Annotated in this window: 19 protein-coding genes and 2 tRNA genes; 11 read left to right on the top strand and 10 right to left on the bottom strand. The window is 66.8% G+C overall.

The features are described from left to right. The first annotated feature begins 41 nt into the window (after nt 1-41). Together WT97_RS05890 and pgi are read left to right on the top strand one after the other, a co-directional pair. Nucleotides 42-1,577, top strand: coding sequence for an NAD(P)H-hydrate dehydratase (locus WT97_RS05890; RefSeq protein WP_060353130.1), 1,536 nt, complete (start codon nt 42-44; stop codon nt 1,575-1,577). A 111-nt stretch (nt 1,578-1,688) separates the two neighbouring features. Then, entirely contained in the window at nt 1,689-3,311 is a 1,623-nt protein-coding gene (gene pgi / locus WT97_RS05885) for a glucose-6-phosphate isomerase (RefSeq protein WP_060353129.1), read from the top strand. 60 nt (nt 3,312-3,371) lie between these two features. Here pgi and WT97_RS05880 read toward each other — a convergent pair whose 3' ends face one another. Then, complete coding sequence (locus WT97_RS05880; protein ID WP_060353128.1) at nt 3,372-4,085, bottom strand: ABC transporter ATP-binding protein; 714 nt, start codon at nt 4,083-4,085, stop codon at nt 3,372-3,374. Between WT97_RS05880 and WT97_RS05875 the strand changes: the two genes are divergently transcribed. Further along, nucleotides 4,084-4,746 (top strand): arylesterase, encoded by a 663-nt coding sequence (locus WT97_RS05875; RefSeq protein ID WP_059506020.1) that lies wholly within the window; start codon nt 4,084-4,086, stop codon nt 4,744-4,746. The genes WT97_RS05880 and WT97_RS05875 overlap by 2 nt on opposite strands. Nucleotides 4,747-4,820: 74 nt before the next feature. On the opposite strand, the gene WT97_RS05870 is transcribed toward WT97_RS05875, so the two are convergent. Beyond that, nucleotides 4,821-6,758 carry a SurA N-terminal domain-containing protein gene (locus tag WT97_RS05870; RefSeq protein WP_060353127.1) on the bottom strand — a complete coding sequence of 646 codons (1,938 nt, stop codon included), beginning with the start codon at nt 6,756-6,758 and terminating at the stop codon, nt 4,821-4,823. Between the two features lie 494 nt (nt 6,759-7,252). On the opposite strand from WT97_RS05870, the gene WT97_RS05865 reads away from it, so the two are divergent. After that, nucleotides 7,253-8,644, top strand: a complete 1,392-nt coding sequence (locus tag WT97_RS05865; RefSeq protein ID WP_060353126.1) for a DUF1254 domain-containing protein — start codon at nt 7,253-7,255, stop codon at nt 8,642-8,644. A gap of 226 nt (nt 8,645-8,870) precedes the next feature. On the opposite strand, the gene WT97_RS05860 is transcribed toward WT97_RS05865, so the two are convergent. The 6 genes from WT97_RS05860 to tig all read right to left on the bottom strand — a co-directional run bounded on the left by WT97_RS05860 (nt 8,871) and on the right by tig (nt 15,451). Continuing rightward, nucleotides 8,871-8,947 (bottom strand) — tRNA-Asp (locus tag WT97_RS05860). A gap of 23 nt (nt 8,948-8,970) precedes the next feature. Next, nucleotides 8,971-9,046 (bottom strand) — tRNA-Val (locus WT97_RS05855). A gap of 207 nt (nt 9,047-9,253) precedes the next feature. After that, nucleotides 9,254-11,677 carry an endopeptidase La gene (gene lon / locus WT97_RS05850; protein WP_050013282.1) on the bottom strand — a complete coding sequence of 808 codons (2,424 nt, stop codon included), beginning with the start codon at nt 11,675-11,677 and terminating at the stop codon, nt 9,254-9,256. Nucleotides 11,678-11,874: 197 nt separating this feature from the next. Further along, the gene (gene clpX, locus WT97_RS05845; RefSeq protein WP_006489345.1) at nt 11,875-13,146 is read right to left on the bottom strand and encodes an ATP-dependent Clp protease ATP-binding subunit ClpX; all 1,272 of its coding nucleotides are present in this window, start codon (nt 13,144-13,146) and stop codon (nt 11,875-11,877) included. A 164-nt stretch (nt 13,147-13,310) separates the two neighbouring features. Then, complete coding sequence (gene clpP, locus WT97_RS05840) at nt 13,311-13,964, bottom strand: ATP-dependent Clp endopeptidase proteolytic subunit ClpP (protein ID WP_006496351.1); 654 nt, start codon at nt 13,962-13,964, stop codon at nt 13,311-13,313. 140 nt (nt 13,965-14,104) lie between these two features. After that, the gene (gene tig / locus WT97_RS05835) at nt 14,105-15,451 is read right to left on the bottom strand and encodes a trigger factor (protein WP_059790645.1); all 1,347 of its coding nucleotides are present in this window, start codon (nt 15,449-15,451) and stop codon (nt 14,105-14,107) included. A gap of 391 nt (nt 15,452-15,842) precedes the next feature. Between tig and WT97_RS05830 the strand changes: the two genes are divergently transcribed. Next, nucleotides 15,843-16,988, top strand: a complete 1,146-nt coding sequence (locus WT97_RS05830; protein ID WP_060353125.1) for a glycerate kinase — start codon at nt 15,843-15,845, stop codon at nt 16,986-16,988. A gap of 62 nt (nt 16,989-17,050) precedes the next feature. Beyond that, a complete protein-coding gene (locus WT97_RS05825) occupies nt 17,051-17,500 on the top strand; it encodes a MarR family winged helix-turn-helix transcriptional regulator (RefSeq protein WP_059506008.1) in 450 nt (149 codons plus the stop codon). Between the two features lie 264 nt (nt 17,501-17,764). Here the strand turns inward: WT97_RS05825 and WT97_RS05820 are convergent, their stop codons facing one another. Together WT97_RS05820 and WT97_RS05815 are read right to left on the bottom strand one after the other, a co-directional pair. After that, nucleotides 17,765-18,763 carry a 2-dehydropantoate 2-reductase gene (locus WT97_RS05820; RefSeq protein ID WP_060033824.1) on the bottom strand — a complete coding sequence of 333 codons (999 nt, stop codon included), beginning with the start codon at nt 18,761-18,763 and terminating at the stop codon, nt 17,765-17,767. 105 nt (nt 18,764-18,868) lie between these two features. After that, nucleotides 18,869-20,020, bottom strand: a complete 1,152-nt coding sequence (locus WT97_RS05815) for a helix-turn-helix transcriptional regulator (RefSeq protein WP_060353124.1) — start codon at nt 20,018-20,020, stop codon at nt 18,869-18,871. A 132-nt stretch (nt 20,021-20,152) separates the two neighbouring features. Here WT97_RS05815 and WT97_RS34495 point away from each other — a divergent pair, with 132 nt between their 5' ends. The 5 genes from WT97_RS34495 (at nt 20,153) to WT97_RS05795 (ending at nt 24,062) form a co-directional block, all read left to right on the top strand. Beyond that, nucleotides 20,153-20,326, top strand: coding sequence for a hypothetical protein (locus WT97_RS34495; RefSeq protein ID WP_179949340.1), 174 nt, complete (start codon nt 20,153-20,155; stop codon nt 20,324-20,326). Then, nucleotides 20,323-21,369: a porin gene (locus tag WT97_RS05810; RefSeq protein ID WP_060353123.1), complete on the top strand. Its 1,047-nt coding sequence runs from the start codon at nt 20,323-20,325 to the stop codon at nt 21,367-21,369. The genes WT97_RS34495 and WT97_RS05810 overlap by 4 nt, the downstream gene beginning before the upstream one ends. A gap of 21 nt (nt 21,370-21,390) precedes the next feature. After that, nucleotides 21,391-22,596 (top strand): MFS transporter, encoded by a 1,206-nt coding sequence (locus WT97_RS05805; RefSeq protein WP_060353122.1) that lies wholly within the window; start codon nt 21,391-21,393, stop codon nt 22,594-22,596. Nucleotides 22,597-22,610: 14 nt separating this feature from the next. Beyond that, nucleotides 22,611-23,720 (top strand): class II histone deacetylase, encoded by a 1,110-nt coding sequence (locus tag WT97_RS05800; RefSeq protein ID WP_060353121.1) that lies wholly within the window; start codon nt 22,611-22,613, stop codon nt 23,718-23,720. Nucleotides 23,721-23,831: 111 nt separating this feature from the next. Then, entirely contained in the window at nt 23,832-24,062 is a 231-nt protein-coding gene (locus WT97_RS05795; protein ID WP_060353120.1) for a hypothetical protein, read from the top strand. Nucleotides 24,063-24,145 lie beyond the last annotated feature (83 nt).

Below are 24,145 nucleotides of genomic sequence, written 5' to 3'. Positions count from 1 at the left end.
CGACCCGTGGCGGCATCCTTGCCAGCCGCCACGATCCCGCGATGACCGTTACCCGCCCCCTTCCCGATTCCGATCCGATCGCGCTGCTGCGCGTCGCCGACCTGCGCGCGGCCGAAGCCGATGCAACCGCCGCGCTGCCGCCGCACACGTTGATGGGCCGCGCGGGCGCCGCCGCCGCGCGCTGGCTGTCCGAGCGCGTCGCCGGCGACGATCGCCCCGTCTGGTTCGCGGTCGGCCCCGGCAACAATGGCGGCGACGCGCTGGTGGCCGCCGCGCAGCTCCAGCAGCTCGGCGTCGCGACGCATGCGTGGATGCCGGTGCCGGTCAAGCCGGATGACGCGCAATGGGCACTCGGTCTCGCACGCACGGCGGGTGTGCCGTTGTCGACCACCCCGCCCGCGTCGCTGGAAGGCTACGCGTGGGTCGTCGACGGGCTGTTCGGCATCGGTCTCGGCCGCGCGCTCGACGGCGCGTTCGCCGAGCAGGCCGCACGCATCGCCGCTCATGCGCGCGGCGGCGGCCGCGTGCTCGCGCTCGACGTGCCAAGCGGGCTCGACGGCGACACGGGCCGGATCGTCGGCGCGGGCGTCGCCGTCGCGGCCACCCACACGCTTACCTTCATCGGTGCGAAGCCCGGCCTCTACATGGGCGACGGCCGCGATCTCGCCGGCGAGATCCACGTCGCGTCGCTCGACGTCGCGCCGCCCGCCGCGCCGGCCATCGTGCTGAACGCGCCCGCGCGGTTCGCCGCGGCGCTGCCCGCGCGCGCCTTCTCGTCCCACAAGGGCACCTACGGCAGCCTCGCGGTGCTCGGCGGCGACACGGGCATGTGCGGCGCCCCGATCCTCGCCGCTCGCGCCGCGCTGTTCGCGGGCGCCGGCAAGGTGCACGTCGGCTTTCTGGGCGCGGGCGCGCCGCCGTACGATCCGCCGTTTCCAGAACTGATGCTGCATCCGGCCGACATCCTGGACCTCGGCGCGATGACCGCCATCGCGGCCGGTTGCGGGCTCGGCACGCGCGAGGCCGCGGCAACGCTCGTACGCGACGTGCTCGCGCAAGACATCCCGACGCTGCTCGATGCCGACGCGCTGAACCTCGTCGCGACGCACGCGGACCTCGCGGCCGCCGTCGCCGCGCGCGGCACGCCGTGCGTGCTGACGCCGCATCCCCTCGAAGCCGCGCGACTGCTCGGCGGCGACACGGCAGCCGTGCAGCGCGATCGCGTCGCGGCCGCGCAGGCGCTCGCCGCCCGTTACGCGGGCATCGTCGTGCTGAAAGGCGCGGGCACGGTGATTGCCGCGCCCGACGGGCGGGTGACGATCAACCCGACCGGCAACGCGGCGCTCGCCACCGGCGGCACCGGCGACGTACTCGGCGGCCTGATCGGCGCGCTGCTCGCGCAGCGGGTCGCGCCGTACGAAGCCGCGCTGGCCGGCGTCTATCTGCACGGCCTCGCGGCCGATACGCTGACCGCGCACGGCACCGGCCCGGCCGGGCTGACCGCGGGCGAGCTCGCGCCGATGGTGCGCACGCTGATCAATCGCCTTTTTTATCCGTCGCCGCGCGCCGACACGTAACGCCGCTATACTGACTGCCCCGCCGCACGGCGGGCCTTCTCGTCCGCCGGCTTTCCGATCACGATGAGCCGGCGCGGCATTCCTCCCGATTCACGCTTCACTCGAACCGCCATGACGCTGAAATCGCTCCCCGCCTGGACTGCCCTTCAATCCCACTTCGAACGGATCCGCCACGCGCGGCTGCGCGACTGGTTCGCGCCGGAAAACGACCGCGCGCCGACCCGCGCCGAACGCTTCACGATTCCGGGCGGCGGTCTCGCAGCCGATTTCTCGAAGAACCGCATCGACGACGAAACGCTGCGCCTGCTCGTGCAGCTCGCGCGTGACGCGGGCGTCGAAGCGCGCCGCGACGCGATGTTCGCGGGCGAGATCGTCAACCCGACCGAAGGCCGCGCCGCGCTGCACACGGCGCTGCGCGCGACCGACCCGCAAGCGCCATTCCACGCGCAGGTGAGCGCCGAGCGCGCGAAGATGGCGACGTTCGCGCGCGCCGTGCGCGGCGGCACGTGGACGGGCTATACGGGCAAGCGCATCCGCCACGTGATCAACATCGGCATCGGCGGCTCCGATCTCGGGCCGAAGATGGTCGTGCACGCACTGCACCACGTCGCCACGCCCGACATCTCGACCCACTTCGTGTCGAACGTCGACGGCGCCGATCTCGCACGCGTGCTCGAACAAGTCGATCCCGAGGAAACGCTCGCGATCGTCGTGTCGAAGACCTTCACGACGCTCGAGACGATGACGAACGCGCGCTCGCTGCGCGACTGGTTCGTCGCGCGCGGCTGCCCCGAGGAGGCGCTCGCGAAGCACTTCGTCGGTGTGTCGGCGAACCCGGCCGAAGTCGTGAAGTTCGGTATCGCCGCCGACAACGTGTTCGAAATGTGGGATTGGGTCGGCGGCCGCTATTCGCTGTGGTCGGCGGTCGGCCTGTCGATCATGATCGCGGTGGGCCCCGAACAGTTCGACGAGCTGCTGGCCGGCGCGAACGACATGGATCGCCACTTCCGCGAAGCGCCGCTCGAGCGCAACCTGCCGGTGCTGCTCGGCCTGATCGGCATCTGGTACCGGAATTTCTTCGGCTCGCAGAGCTACCTCGTCGCGCCGTATTCGGAAGCGCTGCACTACCTGCCGTCGTACCTGCAGCAGCTCGAAATGGAGAGCAACGGCAAATCCGCGCGCCTGGACGGCGCCTTCGTCGACTACCCGACGTCGGCCGTCACGTGGGGCGAGCCGGGCACCAACGGCCAGCATGCGTTCTTCCAGATGCTGCACCAGGGGCCAACGATCGTGCCGATCGACTTCATCGCGGTGCTGACGCCCGAGCATCCGCTTGCAAGCCACCATCCGAAGCTGCTCGCGAACTGCTTCGCGCAGAGCGAGGCGTTGATGCTCGGCCGCACGCTCGAAGAAGCGCGCAAGGTCGCCGGGCCCGGCAAGGAAGCGCTCGCGCCGCACCTGACGTTCCCCGGCAACCGCCCGACCACGACGCTGCTCGTCGATGCGCTGACGCCGCGCTCGCTCGGCGCGCTGATCGCGCTTTACGAGCACAAGGTGCTGGTGCAGGCGACGGTGTGGGACATCAATCCGTTCGACCAGTGGGGCGTCGAGCTCGGCAAGATTCTCGGCAAGGTCGTCGAAGCCGACCTGTCGGCCGAATCGGTCGATCCGGCGAAGCACGACTCGTCGACCACGGCGCTGATCGCGCGCGCCCGCGCGGCGCTCAAGCGCTGACGCGACGGCGTCATGCCCGTGCCGGCCGCGCGATCCACGCTGCGCGGCCGGCACAAACATTCACGCGTTGCGCGAAGCCGCGTGCGGCACGACGATGCGCCCCGCGTCGATCGTGACTGTCGTTGCACAGCGGCGCGCGAGTTCGGCATCGTGCGTGACGAGCACGAGCGTCGCGCCATGCGTGCGGTTCAGTTCGAACATCAGGTCGATGACCGCGTGGCCCGTTGCGGCGTCGAGGCTGCCGGTCGGCTCGTCGGCGAACAGGATCGCCGGGCGCGTGACGAACGCGCGGGCGAGTGCGACGCGCTGCTGTTCGCCGCCCGACAGCAGCTTCGGATAATGCGCGGTACGCTCGCCGAGATCGACCTGCACGAGCAGCGCCCGGGCGCGGTCGGCCGCGTCGCGCGCGCTGATGCCGCCCTGCAGTTCGAGCGGCAGCATCACGTTCTCAAGCGCCGTCAGGTGCGGCATCAACTGGAACGACTGGAATACGAATCCGACCGCGCCGTTGCGCAGCGCCGCGCGTTCGTCCTCGTCGAGTTGATCGAGCGCGCGACCGAGCAGGCGAACCGTGCCGCTCGTCGCGCTGTCCAATCCCGCAAGCAGGCCGAGCAGCGTCGATTTGCCCGAACCCGACGCGCCGACGATCGCGAGGCTGCTGCCCGGCTGCACGGCGAGCGTGATGCCGTCGAGAATCGTCAGCTCGCCCGTTGCATCGGCAACCCGCTTGCACACGTCATGGACTTCGATGATCGGATCGGTAATCTTGAACATGGACACGACATTTCGCTGGAAAAGACGCGCGGCGGCCGCCGCGCTGCTGGGCATCCTGCTGGCCGTCACCGCGCCCGCACACGCCGCGACGGCATCGAGCCCGCCCGTGATCGTCGTGCTCGGCGACAGCCTGTCGGCCGAATACGGATTGCCGCGCGACACCGGCTGGGTGTCGCTGCTGCGACAACGGCTTTCGACCGAGCGAATCGATTATAGCGTCGCGAACGCCAGCGTCAGCGGCGACACCACGAGCGGCGGCCGTGCCCGGCTGCCCGCGGTACTGCAGCGGCTCAAGCCGTCGATCGTCGTCGTCGAGCTCGGTTCGAATGATGCGCTGCGCGGCGTGCCGCTCGCGACGACCGAGCAGAACCTGCGCGACATCATCGCGAGCGCGCGGCGCGCCCAGGCGAAAGTCGTGCTGGTCGGCATGTACGTGCCGCCCAATTACGGCCCCGACTACACGCAGAAGTTCCACGCGGTCTATACGCGGCTGTCGAAAGATCTCGGCGTGCCGCTCGTGCCGTTCCTGCTGGCCGGCATCGAGGACAAGCCCGACATGTTCCAGGCCGACCAGATGCATCCCGCGCAGCAGGCCCAGCGCATTCTGCTCGACAACGTGTGGCCGACGCTGAAGCCGTTGCTCGGCAAGCCGCACGGCTGACCGCAGTCGCGCGCCGGAAAACAAAAAGCCCCGCTTCGAGCGGGGCTTCTTGTTGGTTGCGGGCGAAACGATGCTCAGTTGTCGCCGTCCTGCTGCTGGCTGGCCGTCGTGCTGCCGTACAGTTTCACCTTCGAGCGATCGCGCAGCGCCGCGAGATACGCGTCGCCTTCGCTCTGCGCGTCGACCTGCGCCATCTGCTGCTGAGCGGCCGCCAGTTGCTGCGGATCGACCGCCGAACCGGGGATCACCGCGTTCACACGGTAGATCGCGTAGCCGTCCGCGCCGAGGTCGACACCGACGTAAGCCGGCAGCGTCTTCGCATCGACCTTGTAGACGGCGCTCAGCGCAGCCGGCGTCAGGCCCTGCGATTGCGTGCGCGACACCTTCTGCGCGGCCGCGAACCCGTCGGTCGACTTCGACTTCTGCAGTTCGGCCAGCTTCGCCGCACCGTCTTTCTTCGCGAGTTCCGCGGCCTGCTCGGCGATGACCTTCTGGCGCACGGCGTCCTTGATCGCGTCGAGCGCGGGCACGGCAGCCGGCTTGTAGTCGGTCACGCGCGCCGAGATCAGCGTGTTGTTGCCGACGTCGATCGCCTGCGTGTTGTTCTGATTCTTCACGGCGTCGTTCGCGAACACGGCGGCCAGGAACTTCGGATTGTTCAACGGGCTCGTCGGCGGCAGTTGCGGATTCGGCGTCGGCGTGACGGTGGCCGTCTGGATCGTCAGTTTGTACTTGTCCGCGGCCGGCTGCAGCGTCTTCGCCTTTTCGTAGACGGTCGACGTGAAGCCTTCCGCGTTGTCCGAGAACGCCTTCGATGCGTACTGCTGCTTCAGGTCGGCCGCGATCTGGTCCTTCACTTCCGCGAACGGCTTGACGACGGCCGGCTTCACTTCGGTCGCCTTCAGGATGTGGAAACCGAGATCCGACTGCACGATCCCGCTCACGTCGCCCTGCTTGAGCGAGAACGCGGCATCGTCGAACGCCTTGCCGCCCGCGGTCGAGCCGCGCGTGATGAAGCCGAGATCGCCGCCCTTCGCTGCCGACGGCGCGTCCTGCGAGTTCTTCTGCGCGATCTGCGCGAATTGATCCGGATGTGCCTTCACGTCGGCGAGCAGTTGCTCGGCCTTCGCTTTTGCCGCCGCCTTGTCGGCCGCGCTGGCGCTGCCCGGCGCGGCGATGAAGATGTGGCTCACGCGCACCTGCGCTTCGGTCCGGAAGTGCGTCGGGTTGTCGTCGTAGAACTTCTTGATGTCCGCATCGGTCGGCTGCGCGCTTGCGGCCGCTGCGGCCGGCGAATAGACGAGGTACTGGATCGTCGCGGTTTCCGGCGTCGCGAAGCTCTGCTTGTGCGCGTCGTAGTACGCGGTGAGCTGTGCGTCGGTCGGCTGGACCTTCGCCGCGAAGTCGCTCGTCTTCAGCACGAGCGCCTGCACTTCACGCTGCTGCGCGGCGAGTTCGGACAGGTGTTGCGCGAGGCTCTTCGGCGTGAACGCGCTCGACACGATGCTCGCCGGAATCTGCTGCAGCGAGAGGCTGTAACGCACGCGCTCCTGGTACTGCTCGGGCGTCATCCCCTGGAACGACAGCAATTGCGCATAGCGTTCGACGTCGATCGAACCGTCGGGCTTCTTCAGCGCCGCGATCATCGGGTCGCTCATCAGCGCGTCGCGCACGGCGTTGTCGGATGCGGTCAGGTGCAGGCGTTGCGTCTCGTCGGCCAGCACGCGTTGCTGGATCAGGCCGTCGAGCACCTGCTTGCGATGCTCGGGCGTGTCGAACATCTTGATGTCGAACTGCCCGCCGAGCGCCTGGCGCGCCTGATCGATCTGCTGGCGGAACGCGCCGTCGAATTCGACCCGCGTGATCTTGTGCCCGTTGACTGCTGCGACGTTCGCACTGTCGTCGAAGAAGCCGCGGAAGCCTTGGATTCCGACGAAACCCAGCCCCGGCAAGACGATCAGGAGCAGGAGCGCCATCATCAGGCGCTGGTGATTACGGAAGAAATCGAGCATGCGTGACGGGAAAATTGGACAAAACGTCCGATATTACAACATACGGGGTGGGACGGGCGAAAAGCGGCCCTCGCCCGCGTGGTCGGCACTCCGACCACGGCAGCGCGCACTCCCCGCTCACGGCGATTCGTTCGCGAAGCCGGCTTGCCGCACCGACGGCCGTCGAAGCACGATGCACCGCGAGCGCATCCGTGGCCAGCGGCCGAGTGGAACGTGACGGGCAGAAAAAAGACCGGGACCGGCCGCGCTCCCGCGACCGGATCACCACCGGGATCGTGACAGCCAAGCCCGAGCTCGCCGACGGCATACCGCACGACGCCGATCGATCGACGCCTCGCCGACGCGTCATCGGACTTTGCATATCGAAAATCGTTCGTTCGTCGCGTATGCCAAGCCGTATACGCTAATCGCGCCATGCAACCCGTGCCATGCTCGTCGGCCGAGCGACGAAGGGGCACGGCCTATTCGACCATTCAACCAAACCGACCCATTCGATGAGTTTTCTTCACCAGGCGCGCATCGTCGCATTGGCCGCCTCGCTCGGCCTTCTGGCGGGCTGCAACGGCGATAGCGTCGACCGCTCGAACGTTTCACCCGTCGCTACGGAGAACGCGGCAAACGGCGCGACGATATTCACGATTCCGCTGTATCAGTTCTACGCCACGCGACAGAGCTACATCGCTCAGGGCCTTGCGCCGAATACGTTTCTTCACAGTCGCCGGCTCTCCGATGCGTCATCCACCGCGGTGACGAAGCCCAATCACGACACGCTGTATTCCATCGCCATGCTGCAATTGGACGCGGGCCCCGTTCAAATCGATACGCCCTCGAGCGGTAGCCGTTACTTCTCCCTCGCGTTGATGGACGCCTATACGAACAACTTCGCGATTCGAGGCACGAGCGCCGACAACGGCGTTGCGAAGGTCTTTTGGGTCGTCGGGCCGAACTGGCAGGGAGAAGCGCCCGCAGGGGTCATCGTGCTCCGCTCGTCGACCAACGCGGTCTGGGCCCTGGCACGGACTTACGTGAGCGATGCGAGCGATTATCCGGCCGCGTGGGCGGTTCAGAACCAATTGGTCGCGTCGCAACCCGCTGGAACCGGCGGCACGACGTGGGACAGCGTGGACAAGCAAAAGCCGCCCGGTTATACCAACTGGCCATCGTATTTCCAGTACGTGAACCAGCTGCTGAAAAAGAGCCCGCCCACGCCGCAGGACACGGCCGTGCTCGCGGCGCTCGATGCGATCGGCATCGGCCCGGCGCAGACCTTCGACCCGTCGTCTGCCGACATCGCGTCGATCAGCGCCGGCGCAACGCAGGCGTTGGCGAGCCTGACGACCGGCAGCAGAACGCAGCAAGCGTCGACCAAGGCGAGTACCGGCGTAAATGGCTGGACAGGCGGTCCGGCGAACGTCGGAAACTATGGAACCCACTATACGTTGCGGGCGAACGTTGCGCTGAACGGCCTCGGCGCGCTGCCCGGCAGTGAAGCGATCTATTACACCAGCACGGAAGCGGCGAACACGCCGGGTGCGAACTACGACGGCAACGGCGTCTATCAGATGACGTTTCCCGCCGGGCAGCTTCCGCCGGCACGCGCGTTCTGGTCATTGACGCTGTACGGCGGCACGAACCAGGCGCAGGCATTCTTCTATTCGAATCCCGATCAAGTCTACGCGCTGTCCTATCCGGCCTCGAACTTTCAGTTCGCCAGCGACGGCTCGCTCGTGCTCACCGTCAGCCATACGCGCCCCGCGGGCGTACCGGCCAGCAACTGGTTGCCCGCTCCTGCCGGCGCGTTCAACCTGACGCTGCGCACGTACTTGCCCGATACGCCGCTCCTGAGCGGAACCTACAAACTGCCACCGGTGATACGCGTTCAATGAGGTGCCGTTTGTGCACGCCGGAAACAACCAGTGCTCCCGCGGCGTGAAATTCCGGCGGAACGGACGGGACGCGTGTCCGCAGGCCGCACGTGCGTGCGCATCGCTTCGCGTCCCGCCGGAAAACCGCGCAGGCGGTTTCCTTCCCTGCGCGATCATTGCATCTACGCGGGCGGCACCGGAAGGCACAAATGAAAAAGCCCGCACGAGGCGGGCTGTTTCATTTGTTTGGCGGAGCGGACGGGACTCGAACCCGCGACCCCCGGCGTGACAGGCCGGTATTCTAACCGACTGAACTACCGCTCCTTGGTCTGGCTGAATCGTGAAACTGGTGGGTGCTGAGGGGTTCGAACCCCCGACCTACGCCTTGTAAGGGCGCCGCTCTACCAGCTGAGCTAAGCACCCGTTTCCGATTCGTTCCGACTGCGATCTGCGTTTGCGCATCAACAATCAGCGAGCCCGCAAGTTTAATTCATCCCCGATCATTTTGCCAAGCCTGCGCGTGAATTTTTTTAACGCACGCGTTCGCACGATTCCGATCCATATAAAAAAACCCGCGGACACCGCCGCGGGTTTCGTGAACAACCGTCAGCAACGACGGTGCTCGGAGCCTCAGTGCTTGACGACTTCCGTCGAGCCGGCGTCCTTCGCCGCCTCGCCGACCGGCGCCGCTGCCTTCGCTTCTTCTTCCGGCGGCAGCGGAGTCGGCGAACGCTCGAGCGCGAGTTCCAGCACCTTGTCGATCCAGCGGACCGGCACGATCTCGATCGCGTTCTTCACGTTGTCCGGAATGTCCGCGAGATCCTTCACGTTCTCTTCCGGAATCAGCACGAGCTTGATACCGCCGCGGTGAGCCGCCAGCAGTTTCTCCTTCAGCCCGCCGATCGGCAGCACTTCGCCACGCAACGTGATTTCGCCCGTCATCGCGACGTCGGCCCGCACGGGAATACCCGTCAGCACCGACACCAGCGCGGTCGTCATCGCACCGCCGGCGGACGGACCGTCCTTCGGCGTCGCGCCTTCCGGCACGTGGATATGGATGTCCTGCTTCTCGAACGCTTCGTCCTTGATACCGAGACGACGCGAACGCGAGCGCACGACCGAACGTGCGGCCTCGACCGACTCCTTCATCACGTCGCCGAGCGAACCCGTACGGATCACGTTGCCCTTGCCCGGCATCACCGCGGCTTCGATCGTCAGCAAGTCGCCGCCGACTTCCGTCCACGCGAGGCCCGTCACCTGACCGACCTGGTTTTCCTTCGCCGCGAGGCCGAAGTCGTACTTGCGCACGCCGAGGAACGTATCGAGGTTCTCGCCATCGACCTTGATCGCGCCCGATGCCTTCTTCAGCAGCAGCATCTTCACGACCTTGCGGCAGATCTTCGACACTTCCCGCTCGAGCGAACGCACACCGGCTTCGCGCGTGTAGTAGCGGATGATGTCGCGGATCGCCTGCTCGGTGACCTCGATCTCGCCTTCCTTCAGCCCGTTGTTCTTCTTCTGCTTCGGCAGCAGGTAACGCTGGGCAATGCTGACCTTCTCGTCTTCCGTGTAGCCCGACAGACGGATCACTTCCATCCGGTCGAGCAGCGGCGGCGGGATGTTCAGCGAGTTCGACGTCGCGACGAACATCACGTCCGACAGGTCGAAGTCGACCTCGATGTAGTGGTCGGCGAACGTGTGGTTCTGTTCCGGATCGAGCACTTCGAGCAGCGCCGACGACGGATCGCCGCGGAAATCCATGCCCATCTTGTCGACTTCGTCGAGCAGGAAGAGCGGATTGCGCACGCCGACCTTCGCGAGGCTTTGCAGGATCTTGCCCGGCATCGAACCGATGTACGTGCGGCGGTGGCCGCGGATCTCGGCTTCGTCACGCACGCCGCCGAGCGCCATCCGGACGAACTTGCGGTTCGTCGCACGGGCGATCGACTGGCCGAGCGAGGTCTTGCCGACGCCCGGAGGCCCGACGAGGCACAGGATCGGCGCCTTGACCTTGTCCACGCGCTGTTGCACCGCGAGATACTCGAGGATCCGTTCCTTGACCTTCTCGAGGCCGAAGTGATCCTCGTCGAGCACCTGCTCGGCGTTCGACAGGTCGTTGTTGACCTTGCTCTTCTTGCGCCACGGCAAGCCGATCAGCGTGTCGATGTAGTTGCGCACGACGGTGGCTTCCGCCGACATCGGCGACATCAGCTTCAGCTTCTTCAGCTCGGCATCGGCCTTCTTCTTGGCTTCCTTCGGCATGCGCGCGGCGTTGATGCGCTTCTCGAGTTCCTCGAGATCCGCGCCCTCCTCGCCTTCGCCCAGTTCCTTCTGGATCGCCTTGACCTGTTCGTTCAGGTAGTACTCGCGCTGGCTCTTTTCCATCTGGCGCTTCACGCGCCCGCGGATGCGCTTTTCGACCTGCAGGATGTCGATCTCGGCTTCGAGTTGCGCGAGCAGGTGCTCGAGACGCTCGATGACCGGGAACATTTCGAGAATGTGCTGCTTCTGGTCGAGCTTCAGCGGCAGGCGCTCGGCGATCATGTCGGCGAGACGGCCCGCTTCGTCGATGCCCGACAGCGACGTGAGAATCTCCGGCGGGATCTTCTTGTTCAGCTTCACGTACTGGTCGAACTGCGACACGATCGCGCGACGCAGCGCTTCCGTCTCGGCGCTGTCGGCGTGGTCGGGCTCGAGCGGCATCACTTCGCAGGAGAACTGCGTCTCCTGTTCTTCGATGGACAACGCCTTCGCACGCTGCAGGCCCTCGACGAGCACCTTCACGGTGCCGTCCGGCAGCTTCAGCATCTGCAGGATGTTGGCGATACAACCGACCTCGTACATGTCCTTTTCGGTCGGTTCGTCCTTGGCCGCGGTTTTCTGGGCGACGAGCATGATGTGCTTGCCGCCTTCCATCGCTGCTTCGAGGGCCTTGATCGATTTCGGCCGGCCCACGAAGAGCGGAATGACCATGTGCGGGAAAACGACGACGTCCCGCAGCGGCAGCAGCGGGAGCGTGATGCGTTCCGGCGGGAGAAGTTGGGTGCCTGACATTTCATTTCCCCATGAGTGGAATCAATTGTTCGGTAATTGAGGCCGCCACAACGAATTGCAAGCCTTCAAGTGCGGGAAATATTCGGTAAGAAAGTAACCACCGCGTGTCGAGTCAGAGTTACCCACAAGATAAACGAAAAAAAGCCGCCCACGGACTCATGAACGGCCTTTTTCGCTGAACATCGTCGGCAAGCCGGTCAGTTCGAACCCGCCACCTTCGGCGTGTCCTCGTAGATCAGCAAGGGCTTGCCGTCCCCATCGATGACGTTCTCGTCGATGATGACCTTGCTGACCCCTTTCATCGTCGGCAGCTCGTACATCACGTCGAGCAACGCCTGTTCGATGATCGAACGCAAACCGCGCGCGCCGGTCTTGCGGCGGATCGCCTTGCGGGCGACCGCCTGCAACGCGCCCGGCCGGATTTCCAGCTCGACGCGCTCCATTGCGAACAGCTTGTGATACTGCTTGACGAGCGCATTCTTCGGCTCGACCAGGATCTTCATCAGCGCGGCTTCGTCGAGCTTGCCGAGCGTCGCGACCACCGGCAGGCGGCCGATCAATTCGGGGATCAGACCGAATTTGATCAGGTCTTCCGGTTCCGTTTCGCGCAGCACTTCGCCCGCGTCGCGCTCCTGCTTGCTCTTGACCGTCGCGCCGAAGCCGATGCCGGTTTTTTCGGTACGATCGGTGATCACCTTTTCCAGACCGTCGAACGCGCCGCCGCAGATGAACAGGATGTTGGTCGTGTCGACCTGGATGAAGTCCTGGTTCGGGTGCTTGCGGCCGCCCTGTGGCGGCACCGATGCCATCGTGCCCTCGACGAGCTTCAAGAGCGCCTGCTGGACGCCCTCGCCCGACACGTCGCGCGTGATCGACGGGTTGTCCGACTTGCGGCTGATCTTGTCGATTTCGTCGATGTAGACGATCCCGCGCTGGGCCTTGTCGACCTCGTAGTTGCAGTTCTGCAACAGCTTCTGGATGATGTTCTCGACGTCCTCGCCGACGTAGCCGGCTTCGGTCAGCGTCGTCGCATCGGCGATCACGAACGGCACGTTGAGCAACCGCGCGAGCGTCTGTGCGAGCAGCGTCTTGCCGGAGCCCGTCGGGCCGATCAGCAGGATGTTGCTCTTCGACAGCTCGACGTCGTCCTTCTTGTCGAGATGCTTCAGGCGCTTGTAGTGGTTGTACACGGCCACCGCGAGGATCTTCTTCGCGCGCTCCTGGCCGATCACGTACTGATCGAGGATGTCGCGAATTTCCTGCGGGCTCGGCAGATCCGACCGGGACAGGCTGGCCTCGACGCCGGCGGCAGCCGCCTCGTCGCGAATGATTTCGTTGCAGAGATCGATACATTCATCGCAGATGAACACCGACGGGCCCGCGATGAGTTTTTTCACCTCATGCTGGCTTTTCCCGCAAAACGAGCAATACAACAGCTTCTCGCTGTTCGAACCTTTTTTGTCCGCCATGAATGTAGAGCCTCCGGACAGGTAAATGACATGATACGCCGATTGCTCCGGACGCCGCGCCTAGGGCGCGACCGGAGCCGGCTGGATGCGCTTGCCGCAGATGCTCAGGGCACTCGGGACATTGCGGGGGCGCCGCACGAATCGGGGCGGCACCCCGTTTAAGCTCACGGGCGCTTCAACAGCACCTGATCGATCAGCCCGTACGCCTTCGCGTCCTCGCTCGACATGAAGTTATCACGGTCGGTGTCGCGCGCGATGCGCTCGACGTCCTGGCCCGTGTGCTGCGCGAGCAGGTTGTTCAACCGCTCCTTCAGGTAGAGGATTTCGCGCGCCTGGATCTCGATGTCGGACGCCTGGCCGCGCGCGCCGCCCAGCGGCTGGTGAATCATCACGCGCGAATTCGGCAGCGCGAAGCGCTTGCCCTTCGCACCCGACGCGAGCAGGAACGCACCCATGCTGGCCGCGAGACCCATGCACAGGGTCGACACGTCCGGCTTGATGAACTGCATCGTGTCGTAGATCGCCATCCCGGCCGACACCGAGCCGCCCGGGCTGTTGATGTAGAGGCTGATGTCCTTGTCGGGATTCTCGCTCTCGAGGAACAGCAATTGCGCAACCACGAGGTTGGCGGTCTGGTCGTTCACTTCGCCGACCATGAACACCAGGCGCTCCTTCAGGAGACGCGAATAGATATCGTACGAACGCTCGCCGCGGCCGCTCGTTTCGACGACGATCGGCACCAGCCCCAGCGCTTGCGCCTCGAAACCCTGCGGCGCGTTCGAAGCAAGCATGTCCAGCAATTCAGCGCGAGTGATCATTCAATGAACCTTGTTCGAATGGAAAATTGAACGGAAGGAAGCCGCCCGCTCAATCGCCATATTAATGGCAACCGTGCGCTTGACGTAAAAACGGCGTGCGGGCCGTCGCTCCGACAGCCGGCACGCCGCTAGAGCGACACTTACGCTTGCGCCGATGCGCTCGCGAGTGCCTCGAAGCTCACTTCCTTGTCCGTCACCTTTGCCTTGCCCAGCACGAAGTCGACGACGTTGCTTTCAACGACGAACGCTTCCATCTCGGCGAGGCGCTGCTGGTTGGAATAATACCAGCGGACCACTTCCTTCGGGTCTTCGTAGCTCTTCGCGAACTCGTCGACTTCCGCGCGGATCTGTTCCGGCTTCGCTTCGAGGCCGTTCGCCTTCACGAGTTCTGCCAGCACGAGGCCCAGCTTCACGCGACGCTCGGCCTGCTCGGCGAACATCTCGGCCGGAATCGGCGCGTCCTTCGCGTTCGGCACGCCGCGCTGCGCCAGATCCTGGCGAGCCATTTCGACGAGACGTTGCTGATCCTGCTCGATCAGCGCCTTCGGCACGTCCAGCTCCGAAATCTTCAGCAGCGCGTCCATCACCTGGTTCTTGACGATCGACTGCGTGCGGCGCTTCGCTTCGCGCTCGAGGTTTTCCTTGATCTCGGCGCGCATCTTCGTGAGGTCGCCGTCTTCGATGCCGAGCGACTTCGCGAATTCGGCGTCGATTTCCGGAAGGTGCGGCCACTCGATCTTCTTCATCGTGACCGTGAACTGCGCCGTTTTGCCGGCGACGTCCTTGCCGTGGTAGTCATCCGGGAACTTGAGGTCGAACGTACGCTGTTCGCCGACCTTCAGGCCCAGCGCTGCCGTTTCGAATTCCGGCAGCATGCGGCCTTCGCCGAGCACGAACGGGAAATCTTCGGCCGTGCCGCCCTGGAACGCGACGTCGTCGATCTTGCCGACGAAGTCGACCGTCACGCGGTCGCCGTTCTTCGCCGCGGTGTCCGCGCCGCCGTCGCCATGCTCGCCGGCTTCGCCGCGTGCGTGGTAGTGCACGCGTTGCTTGCGCAGGATGTCCAGCGTGCGGTCGATTTCGGCGTCGCCGATCGACGTCGTCGAGCGCTCGACTTCAGCCGTCGCCAGATCGCCGATCTTCACTTCCGGGTAGACCTCGAACGTCGCGTCGAACGCGTACGCGTCTTCAGCCTGCTCCTGCTTCGGCTCGAAGCTCGGCTGGCCGGCCACACGCAGGTTTTCCGCGCGGCTGATCGTGAAGAATTCCTGGCCGATCTTGTCGCTCAGCACTTCCGCCTCGACCTGGCCCGAGTATTGTTGCGCGACCATCTTCACCGGCACCTTGCCCGGGCGGAAACCCGGCATGCGCACGGTCTTCGCGAGTTTCTGGATACGGGCGTCGATTTCCTTCTGCACGGTGTCTTTCGGCAGGGAAATCGTCACGCGGCGTTCAAGCTTGCCGAGGTTCTCAACAACGTTAGCCATGGCTTCAATCGTCCTAAAATTATTCGAGCGAATCGGGTTTTCCTTGCCGTGCCTGCCTGCGGCGTGGGGTGCATCGCATGCACCCGCCGCGCCGGAGCGCCACGCCATCCCTGCACGCGCCGAATGGCTAGCGCAAGCGGCTCGGAGCACGGCTTTGGCCGGAAGAATCGACTATTCTAGCAAACAATTTTCCTCATACCGCCAGATCGGCGCGACACGTGTGCGTCCCGCCCCATCGACGGCCCGCTGCACGACCATGCACGCGGATCGTCGCTATGCCGAACGGCGTATCCACCCCGGGCCCACCATCCTGTAAGCTCCGATAGCGTGTGAGCCACCTTCGCGGCCCACCCGTTCATTCTTCATACCAAACACGCCTTCCGGAGACACCATGCCGCAACACCCGTCCGCGCCTGTCGTCGTCATCGCGCCCGATTCGTTCAAAGGCTCGCTTTCCGCCGAGCAGGTCGCGAACGCGATCGCCACCGGCATTCGCCGCGCCCGGCCCGACGCGGTCGTGCGCTGCTGCCCGATGGCCGACGGCGGCGAAGGCACGCTCGACGCGATGCTGGCGGGCGGCGGCACGCGGCGCACGCTGCAGGTGGCCGGCGCGTCGCTGGCGGCGCGCGACGCGGCGGTGGGCGTGATCGATGCGCGCACCGCGATCGTCGAGACGGCCGAGATCGTCGGGATTACCGACCCGGTCGGCATGAGCGTGCCGGTCGACGCGCGCAGCACGCGCGGGATGGGCGAGGCGATCCGCGCACTGCTCGACGACGGCGTGCGCCGCTTCTTCGTCGCGCTCGGCGGCAGCAGCACCAACGACGCGGGCGCCGGGCTGCTCGCGGGCCTCGGCCTGCAGTGCTTCGACGCGGGCGGCCAGCCGGTCGAGCCCGTGCCGTCGCGGTTGGCCGACATCGCGCGCATCGACGCGTCGGGGCTCGATCCGCGCCTGAAGGAAACGGAATTCGTCGGCATGTCCGACGTCGACAACCCGCTGACGGGCGCGCATGGCGCCACCGCCGTGTTCGGTCCGCAAAAGGGCGTGACGGCGGCGCAGGTCGCGACCCTCGATACGGCCCTCGCCCACTTCGCCGACCTGCTCGAAGCCGCACTCGACCGCCGCGGCCGCGACCTGCCGGGCGCGGGCGCCGCCGGCGGCCTCGGTTTCGCGCTGCACATGCTCGGTGCACGCTTCGAGGCCGGCGCCGAAGTGGTGGCCCGCCAGGTCGGGCTCGACGCCGCCCTGGCCGGGGCCGACTGGCTGATCACCGGCGAAGGCCGCTCCGACGTGCAGACGCTGCACGGCAAGGCGCCGTTCATCGCGTGCCGGCACGCGCAGGCAGCCGGCGTGAGCGCATCGCTGCTGTCGGGCGCGGTCGACCCGGCCGCGCTGTCGCGTCTGTCCGAGTATTTCTCCGGCTGCTTTTCGCCGGCTCCCGGGCCGATCACGCTCGACGTCGCGATCCGCGACGCGGCCGACCTGCTCGCGAACGAAGCGGAACAGTTGACACGCCTGAAGTACGGTGCACACTGACCGTTGACCCGAGCGCGCGATACAGGAACAATCGGGCCCGCCCTTTTTCTTCAGGATTCGACATGAAAGGCCGCCAAGCCGGGCTCGATCAGTTTCTGACCTATCGCCTCCATGCGCTCACGAAGCGCTCCGACCGCGGGATCGGCGAGGTGTACCGGCACAAGCTCGACATCTCGCTACCCGAGGCGCGCGTGATCGCCGCCGTCGGCGCGTTCGGCCCGTTCTCGATCATGGATCTCGCGCGCCACACCAATCTCGACAAGAGCCAGGCAAGCCGCGCGGCCGAAGCGTTGCTGCGGCAGGGGCTGCTCGAGCGCAGCGCGAGCGAGGAAGACGGTCGGATCGTGCTGATCGCGCTGACCACCGACGGCCGAGCGCTGCATCGCAAGATCATGCCGATCGTGCGCAAGTGGAACGACGGCCTGCTCGCGTGCCTGTCCGACAGCGAACGTCAGACGTTCGAGCGGCTGCTCGACAAGATCGTTGCGCACGCAGTCGAGCGCGACGACTGAGTAACCGGCTTCGAATTCAAGCGCGATGAAGTGAATCGTCCCAAGGCGTGTCGGCCCCGCCGTCGCCGGTTCGCGAAGCGCAGCAGGCGGCATTGATCCGACGAATCGGACGGGCCGTCCGCGTTGCGTCATGCACGATCCGGGCGGCTTGTCTGGGCGATCCGTCCGAACGGCCCGTTTTGCACCGCGACGGCATCGCGCGAAGCGCGCGCGGTCGCGTTGCCGGCGTTGCCGACAGCCGCGAATCCGGCGGCTTCGTGCGCACTACAACCCGCTGTTCGTCGCGCGCTGACGCAACAATCCGAGCACCGCGTCGCAGTACGGCGTCGGCACGCCAAGCTTGCGACCGAGTTCCGGAAACACGCCGAGGATCGGCCCGATCTCGAGCGAGCGCCCCGCCTCGAAATCCTGCAACATCGACGTCTTGAACGCGCCGAGCTTGCGCGTGACGGCGATCCGCTCGGGGCCGCTCATCCCGGCGGACAAGCCGAGCTTCGCGCCGATCGCAGCCGCTTCCTCCATCATCCGCAGCGCGAGATCCTGCGTGAACGGATCGTCGAGCAACTGCTCGGCCGTCGACCCGGTCAACGCGCTCAGCGGGTTCATGTTCATGTTGCCCCACAGCTTCGTCCAGATCTCGGTCCGGATCGCGGGCGTCGTCTCGACGTCGAAACCGCCGGCCGCGAGCGCCGCGGCGAACCGCGCCGTAGCCCTGTCGAGCCGCGGATCGGGCGTGCCGACGATCAGCCGGTTGCCGCGCCCGCGCCGCACGACGCCCGGCGCGTCGGTACTCGACGACAGATGCACGACGCAGCCGATCGCCTGCGCGGGCGGCAACGCGGCCGACACCGCGCCGGCCGGATCGACCGCATCGAGCGGCACGCCGTCGATCGCCCCTTCGAGCCCGTGCGTGAACCACCACGGCAGCCCGTTCATCGCCGCGACGATCACCGTATCCGGTCCGACCAGCGGCGCAATACGCGCGGCCAGCGCCGGCAGCGCCTGTGCCTTCAGCGCGATCACCACGTAGTCCTGCACACCGAGCGCGGCCGCATCGTCGCTTGCGCGCACCGGCACCGACGCGATTGCGCCCGCCTCGTCGATCACGCGCACGCCGTGGGCATTCAGCGCATCGAGCGTCGCGCCGCGTGCGTACGCGCTCACGGTCATGCCGGCTCTCGACAACGCGGCCGCGAGCAATCCGCCGATCGCGCCGACCCCGACCACCGCCGCGCGCACCGACCCTGAATTCGTGTCGTTCATGATGGAATTCCGTCTCCCGGGAGCTGACGAGCATAACGCGCAATGGTTGCGGGCACAACCATTTGCGCGGCGTACCGTGCATCGGGCGGCACGCGTTCGTGCACCTCAGCGCGGTATGCCGCCCGCCTCCACCGCTTCGTCGTCGATCGCGCCGCTGGTCGCGCCGAGCACGCCGGCGATCTGGCTCTTGTCGTGCATGCCGAGCTTGCGGTACGCGCAGCGCAGGTAGTGGCGCACGGTCGTCGGCGAGATCGCCATCTGCTGCGCGACTTCCTTGTGCGAACGCCCGGCGCCGTAATAGCGGATCGCCGCGAGCTCGCGCGGGCTCAGCCGGTCGAGCAGCGAGCGCGGCCGCGCCTCGATCTGGAACAGCCCCGCGACGGGCACGCACTGGATGCGCAGCGCGTCGCCGACGAACGGCCGGCCCGGCTGGCGCCGCAGATGCGCGACAAGCGGCTCCGGTACGCGCGCACCGGCCCAGGCCGGCCATTCGGTGCGCAGCACGTCGTCGAAATCGTGATCGGCATGGTGCAGCACACCGAAGTTGTCGCACAGCGCACGCGCCGCCGGCACGACCGTGTCGGCGCGCTCGCGTTCGCGCGTGAGCTGCGCGGCACGGTTGATCGTCAATGCGGCCGCGAGATGCGGAATGACCTCCTCGAAACGATGTGCTTCGTCGTCGCTGAACGGCCGGTTCAGGCCCTGCCGGTAGATCGACACGAACGTCGTCAGGCCGAAGCGGCGATCGAGCGTACATACGAACATCAGTTGCGCGAGCCCGTACTTCACGCACCAGTCGCGAAACCGCGCATCGAGCCCCGGCTCGACGACCGACAGCCGCACCGCGCGGCCGTGCGCGCCGCGCAGCGTGCGGCGCGCGAGCGGGTCGCAATCGCGCACGCGCTTCCAGTCGATGAAGAACGCGTGCGGCAACCGGTACAAAAAGCTGTTGTGCATCACCGGGCCGGTCGGCACATGGGTCGCGACGCCCGTCCACGCGGCATCGAACGGAACGAGCGCCTGCAGCAGCGAAAAGAACCGGTATTCGAATTCGCCGATGGCGGACTGCGCGGCCACCGCGTACAGGTCGAGCAGCATCAGGCCGAGTTCGCGCTGCGCTGCGTCGCCACGCGTGACGCCATCGAAATCGGCGCGCCGGGACGGCAGCGGCGGCCACGCGAATTCGTCGAGCGCGATGGCGGCCGGCACGTCGCGCAGCGCGTCGAGGTCCTGCCCGATATCCGTCGTGATCCTCACCTTCCGCTCTCCTGTCCGGTCGGGCCGCCGATGTGCGCAACGATACCGGCCGATTATAGCGAGCGACTTTTTTGGCGGGCCACGGCGCCGAAACGCTCGCCAATCCCATCCATTTGAACGGTACACCGCACGTTGCTGCTGCGCAGCACGGCGCGCGACGGCATCGCGCGGCGTTCGCGCCGCGCACCGCGGGTTTTCCGCACCGTTCATCTGGACGACTGTTCGACGGTTTTCCCGCTGCGGACACTGCGTCGCGACCACACCAACGACGAACCGATGCAGGAAGGCATGGAGAACCCCACGTGACGACACCCCGCTTCATCCGCACGGCCACGGCCGCCGCGGCGCTTGCCGCATGCAGCGGCGCCGCGCACGCGCAGTCCGCCCTCATGCTGTACGGCGCGCTCGACGTCGGCGTGCAATATCTGACGCACGCCGACGGGCACCGTTCGGCCGTGCAGTTGCAGAACTACGGCATCCTGCCTTCGCAGTTCGGGATCAAGGGCCACGAGGATCTCGGCGGCGGCTGGCGGGCGCTGTTCAAACTCGAACAGGGCTTCAACGTCAACGACGGCACCCCGACCGTGCCCGGCTACGCGTTCTTCCGCGGAGCATACGCCGGCATCGCGGGACCGGTCGGCACCGTCACGCTCGGCCGCCAGTTCAGCGTGCTGTTCGACAAGACACTGTTCTACGACCCGCTCTGGTACGGGTCGTACAGCGGCCAGGGCGTGCTCGTGCCGATGAACGCGAACTTCATCGACCACTCGGTCAAATACCAGTCGCCGACGTTCGCCGGTTTCGACGTCGAAGCCCTCGCCGCGACCTCCGGCGTCGCGGGCAATACGCGCGCCGGACGCGTGCTCGAGCTCGGCGGCCAGTATGCGAGCAACGGCCTGTCGGTGAGCGCGGTGCTGCATCAGGCGCACGGCGACGTATCGGCGGCGGCCGACGCGTCCGCGCGGCGTCGCGAACTCGGCACGCTCGCCGCACGTTATGCGTTCGCCACGCTGCCGCTCACCGTGTATGCGGGCGTCGAACGCCTGACCGGCGACCTCGACGCGGCCCGCACGATCGTCTGGGGCGGTGCGCGCTACCTGACGTCGAACGGGATCGGCCTGAACGCGGGCGTCTACCACACCGATGCGCGCACGCCGGCGATCGGCCACCCGACGTTGTTCATCGCGAGCACCACGTATGCGCTGTCCAAACGCACCGTCGCATACGTGAACCTCGGCTATGCGCGCAACAGCGGCCAGAGCTCGCAGACCGTCTACGAATACGACCCGACGTCGCTTGCCGGCGCGTCGCAGTTCGGCGCGATGGTCGGTATGTACCACCTGTTCTGATTCCCCCAACGAGATCCTGTCATGAAGACCCTGCCCCCGGATGTCGCCCTCTCGCGCGACGGCCATGCGGCGACGTTCGCGCGCTCGACGCTCGTCGCGCTCGTCGTGTTCGCGGCCATCACGCCGCTGTTGCTGCTCGTGGCGCCCGCCGTCGCCGGTCAGCTCGCCACGCAGCTCGGCTTGTCCGCGTCGCAGATCGGCACCTACTTCTTCGTCGAACTCGGCGCGTTCAGCCTCGCGACCGTGCCGTCGTACCTGTGGCTCGGACGTGTCGACGCGCGTCGCGTCGCGGCGTTCGCCATCGCACTGTTCGGCGCGGGCAACCTGCTGACTGCGCTGTGGATGCCGGGGTTTGCCGCGCTGCTCGCGCTGCGCGCCGTCACCGCCCTCGGCGGCGGCTCGCTGATGGTGCTCTGCATGACGAGCGCGGCGACGAGCACGAACAGCGACCGCGTGTACGGCCTGTGGGTCGTTGGCCAGTTGATCGCGGGCGCGATCGGCCTGTTCGTGCTGCCGCACGTGTTCGCCGCGTTCGGGCTACGCGCGCTGTACGTCGCGCTCGCCGTGCTCGCGCTGCTCGCGGCGCCGCTGTCGCGCGGCTTTCCGACGTCGCTCGGCACGCGGGCGTCCGCGTACGCGGCGCGCGGCGACGCGCCGCCGACGCCGCGACGCTTCGTCGTACTCGCCATCGGCGCGGTGCTGACGTTCTATCTCGCGATCGGCAGCGTGTGGACGTTCGCGAGCCGTGCGGCGGCCGAGGCCGGGCTCGATCCGCAGTCGACCGGCAACGTGCTCGCGATCGCGAGCGTGATGGGGATCGCCGGCGCGGCGCTCGCGTCGTGCGCGGGCGGCCGGCTCGCGCGGCGCGCGATGCTGGCGACCGGCTATGCGCTGCTCGCGGCGTCGCTCGTCGCGCTCGCTGCGATGCGTGACACCGGCGGCTACGGCGCGGCGATCTTCGCGTTCAAGTTCGCGTGGACCTTCGTGCTGCCGTTCATTCTCGCGACGGTCGCGCAGATCGACACGTCGGGCCGCCTCGTCGCGACACTCAATTTCGTGATCGGCGCGGGGCTCGCCGCCGGCCCGCTGCTGGCCGGCCTGATGCTCGACGCCGGCGGCACGATGCGCGCGCTGTTCGCGGCCGCGACGGCCGTCGCGATCATGTCGTTCACCGCGCTGCGCCACATCGATCGCCGCGCGCGCCCCTCCGCTTCCTCCCAACCGTGACAGGTCACGCATCCATGAATCGCACTGCCTTCTTCACCGACGAACGCACTTTCTGGCATACCGGCGGCACGCACGCGCTGTTCTTTCCGGTCGGCGGCTGGGTCCAGCCACCGTCGAGCGCGGGCTACGCGGAATCGCCCGATTCGAAGCGCCGCTTCCTGTCGCTCGTGCAGGCGTCGGGCCTGGCCGCACAGCTCGACCTGCGCGGCGCCGAGCCCGCGACCACCGCCGACCTGCTGCGCATTCATCCGGCACACTATCTCGACGCATTCCGCGCGCTGAGCGACGCGAACGGCGGCGACCTCGGCGATCTCGCGCCATTCGGCAAGGGCAGCTACGAGATCGCCGCGCTGTCGGCCGGTCTCGCGATCGCGGCGGTCGATGCGGTCGTCGGCGAGCACGCGGCGAATGCGTTCTCGCTGTCGCGGCCGCCCGGCCATCATTGCCTGCGCGACCGTCCGATGGGCTTCTGCATGCTCGCGAACATCCCGATCGCGATCGAGGCTGCCCGTGCGAAGCACGGCATCGAGCGCGTCGCGGTGATCGACTGGGACGTGCATCACGGCAACGGCACACAGTCGATCTACTACGACGATCCGGATACGCTGACGATCTCGCTGCACCAGGACCGCTGCTTCCCGCCCGGCTATAGCGGCGCGGGCGATCGCGGCGAAGGCGCGGGCGTCGGCGCGAACCTGAACGTGCCGCTGCTCGCGGGCAGCGGCGACGATGCCTACCGGTATGCATTCGAGCGAATCGTGCTGCCGGCGCTGGCGCGTTTCCGCCCCGAGCTGATCGTCATCGCGAGCGGCCTCGATGCGAGCGCGGTCGATCCGCTCGCGCGCATGCAGTTGCATACCGACAGTTACCGGTTCATGACCCGCGCGGTGAAGGACGCCTCGCAACGCTATTGCGGCGGGCGGCTCGTGATCGTTCACGAAGGCGGCTATTCGGAGGCGTACGTCCCGTTCTGCGGGCTGGCGATCGTCGAGGAACTGGCCGGCGTGCGCACCGAGGTCGCCGATCCGATGCTCGACCTGGCGATCGCGCAGCAGCCGGGCGAGCGGTTCGTCGCGTTCCAGCGCGAACTGCTCGACGAACTGGCCGTGTCGTTCGGGTTGTAACGCGCGCTGACGAACGATACCGGGCCGGCATGCGCCGGCCCTTGCGCGATCGGTACGGATGGGGTTTCCTGTGTCTTTACTCCCGTTCCGGCCCGAGGCCGCACTCTTCCGATGAAATCGTCCCCGCGCGATAACGACGACACCACCAAAACGCGCCGCCAGCCATCGAAGCTGGCCCTGAACATCGCCGCCGTGACGGTCGGCCTCATCACGTTCGCGATCGGCGCGGCGTGGGTGATCTATAGCTGGATCGTCGATCGCGAAGCGCAGTATTTCGCGATTCCGCTGGTGTTCTCGGTGCCGGTGATCGTGGCCGTCGCGATCCGCAGCTTCTGGGAATAGGCGCGCCGGAATCGGCATAGGGGACGGCCATGAGGCCGTACCCCTGCCACACCACCCGGCATGCGGGTCCGCACCGGGCGGTT

The sequence above is a fragment of the Burkholderia sp. MSMB1459WGS genome, assembly GCF_001534535.1.
Lineage (GTDB): Bacteria > Pseudomonadota > Gammaproteobacteria > Burkholderiales > Burkholderiaceae > Burkholderia.
Note: the sequence above shows the minus strand (reverse complement) of the source record. Positions and strands in the feature narration are given on the sequence as shown.

Bases quoted from the DNA above. Each gene is read 5' to 3' on its own strand.
- WT97_RS05890 (WP_060353130.1), top strand. From the start codon at position 42: ATGACCGTTACCCGCCCCCTTCCCGATTCCGATCCGATCGCGCTGCTG.
- pgi (WP_060353129.1), top strand. From the start codon at position 1,689: ATGACGCTGAAATCGCTCCCCGCCTGGACTGCCCTTCAATCCCACTTC.
- WT97_RS05875 (WP_059506020.1), top strand. From the start codon at position 4,084: ATGGACACGACATTTCGCTGGAAAAGACGCGCGGCGGCCGCCGCGCTG.
- WT97_RS05880 (WP_060353128.1), bottom strand. From the start codon at position 4,085: ATGTTCAAGATTACCGATCCGATCATCGAAGTCCATGACGTGTGCAAG.
- WT97_RS05870 (WP_060353127.1), bottom strand. From the start codon at position 6,758: ATGCTCGATTTCTTCCGTAATCACCAGCGCCTGATGATGGCGCTCCTG.
- WT97_RS05865 (WP_060353126.1), top strand. From the start codon at position 7,253: ATGAGTTTTCTTCACCAGGCGCGCATCGTCGCATTGGCCGCCTCGCTC.
- lon (WP_050013282.1), bottom strand. From the start codon at position 11,677: ATGTCAGGCACCCAACTTCTCCCGCCGGAACGCATCACGCTCCCGCTG.
- clpX (WP_006489345.1), bottom strand. From the start codon at position 13,146: ATGGCGGACAAAAAAGGTTCGAACAGCGAGAAGCTGTTGTATTGCTCG.
- clpP (WP_006496351.1), bottom strand. From the start codon at position 13,964: ATGATCACTCGCGCTGAATTGCTGGACATGCTTGCTTCGAACGCGCCG.
- tig (WP_059790645.1), bottom strand. From the start codon at position 15,451: ATGGCTAACGTTGTTGAGAACCTCGGCAAGCTTGAACGCCGCGTGACG.
- WT97_RS05830 (WP_060353125.1), top strand. From the start codon at position 15,843: ATGCCGCAACACCCGTCCGCGCCTGTCGTCGTCATCGCGCCCGATTCG.
- WT97_RS05825 (WP_059506008.1), top strand. From the start codon at position 17,051: ATGAAAGGCCGCCAAGCCGGGCTCGATCAGTTTCTGACCTATCGCCTC.
- WT97_RS05820 (WP_060033824.1), bottom strand. From the start codon at position 18,763: ATGAACGACACGAATTCAGGGTCGGTGCGCGCGGCGGTGGTCGGGGTC.
- WT97_RS05805 (WP_060353122.1), top strand. From the start codon at position 21,391: ATGAAGACCCTGCCCCCGGATGTCGCCCTCTCGCGCGACGGCCATGCG.
- WT97_RS05800 (WP_060353121.1), top strand. From the start codon at position 22,611: ATGAATCGCACTGCCTTCTTCACCGACGAACGCACTTTCTGGCATACC.
- WT97_RS05795 (WP_060353120.1), top strand. From the start codon at position 23,832: ATGAAATCGTCCCCGCGCGATAACGACGACACCACCAAAACGCGCCGC.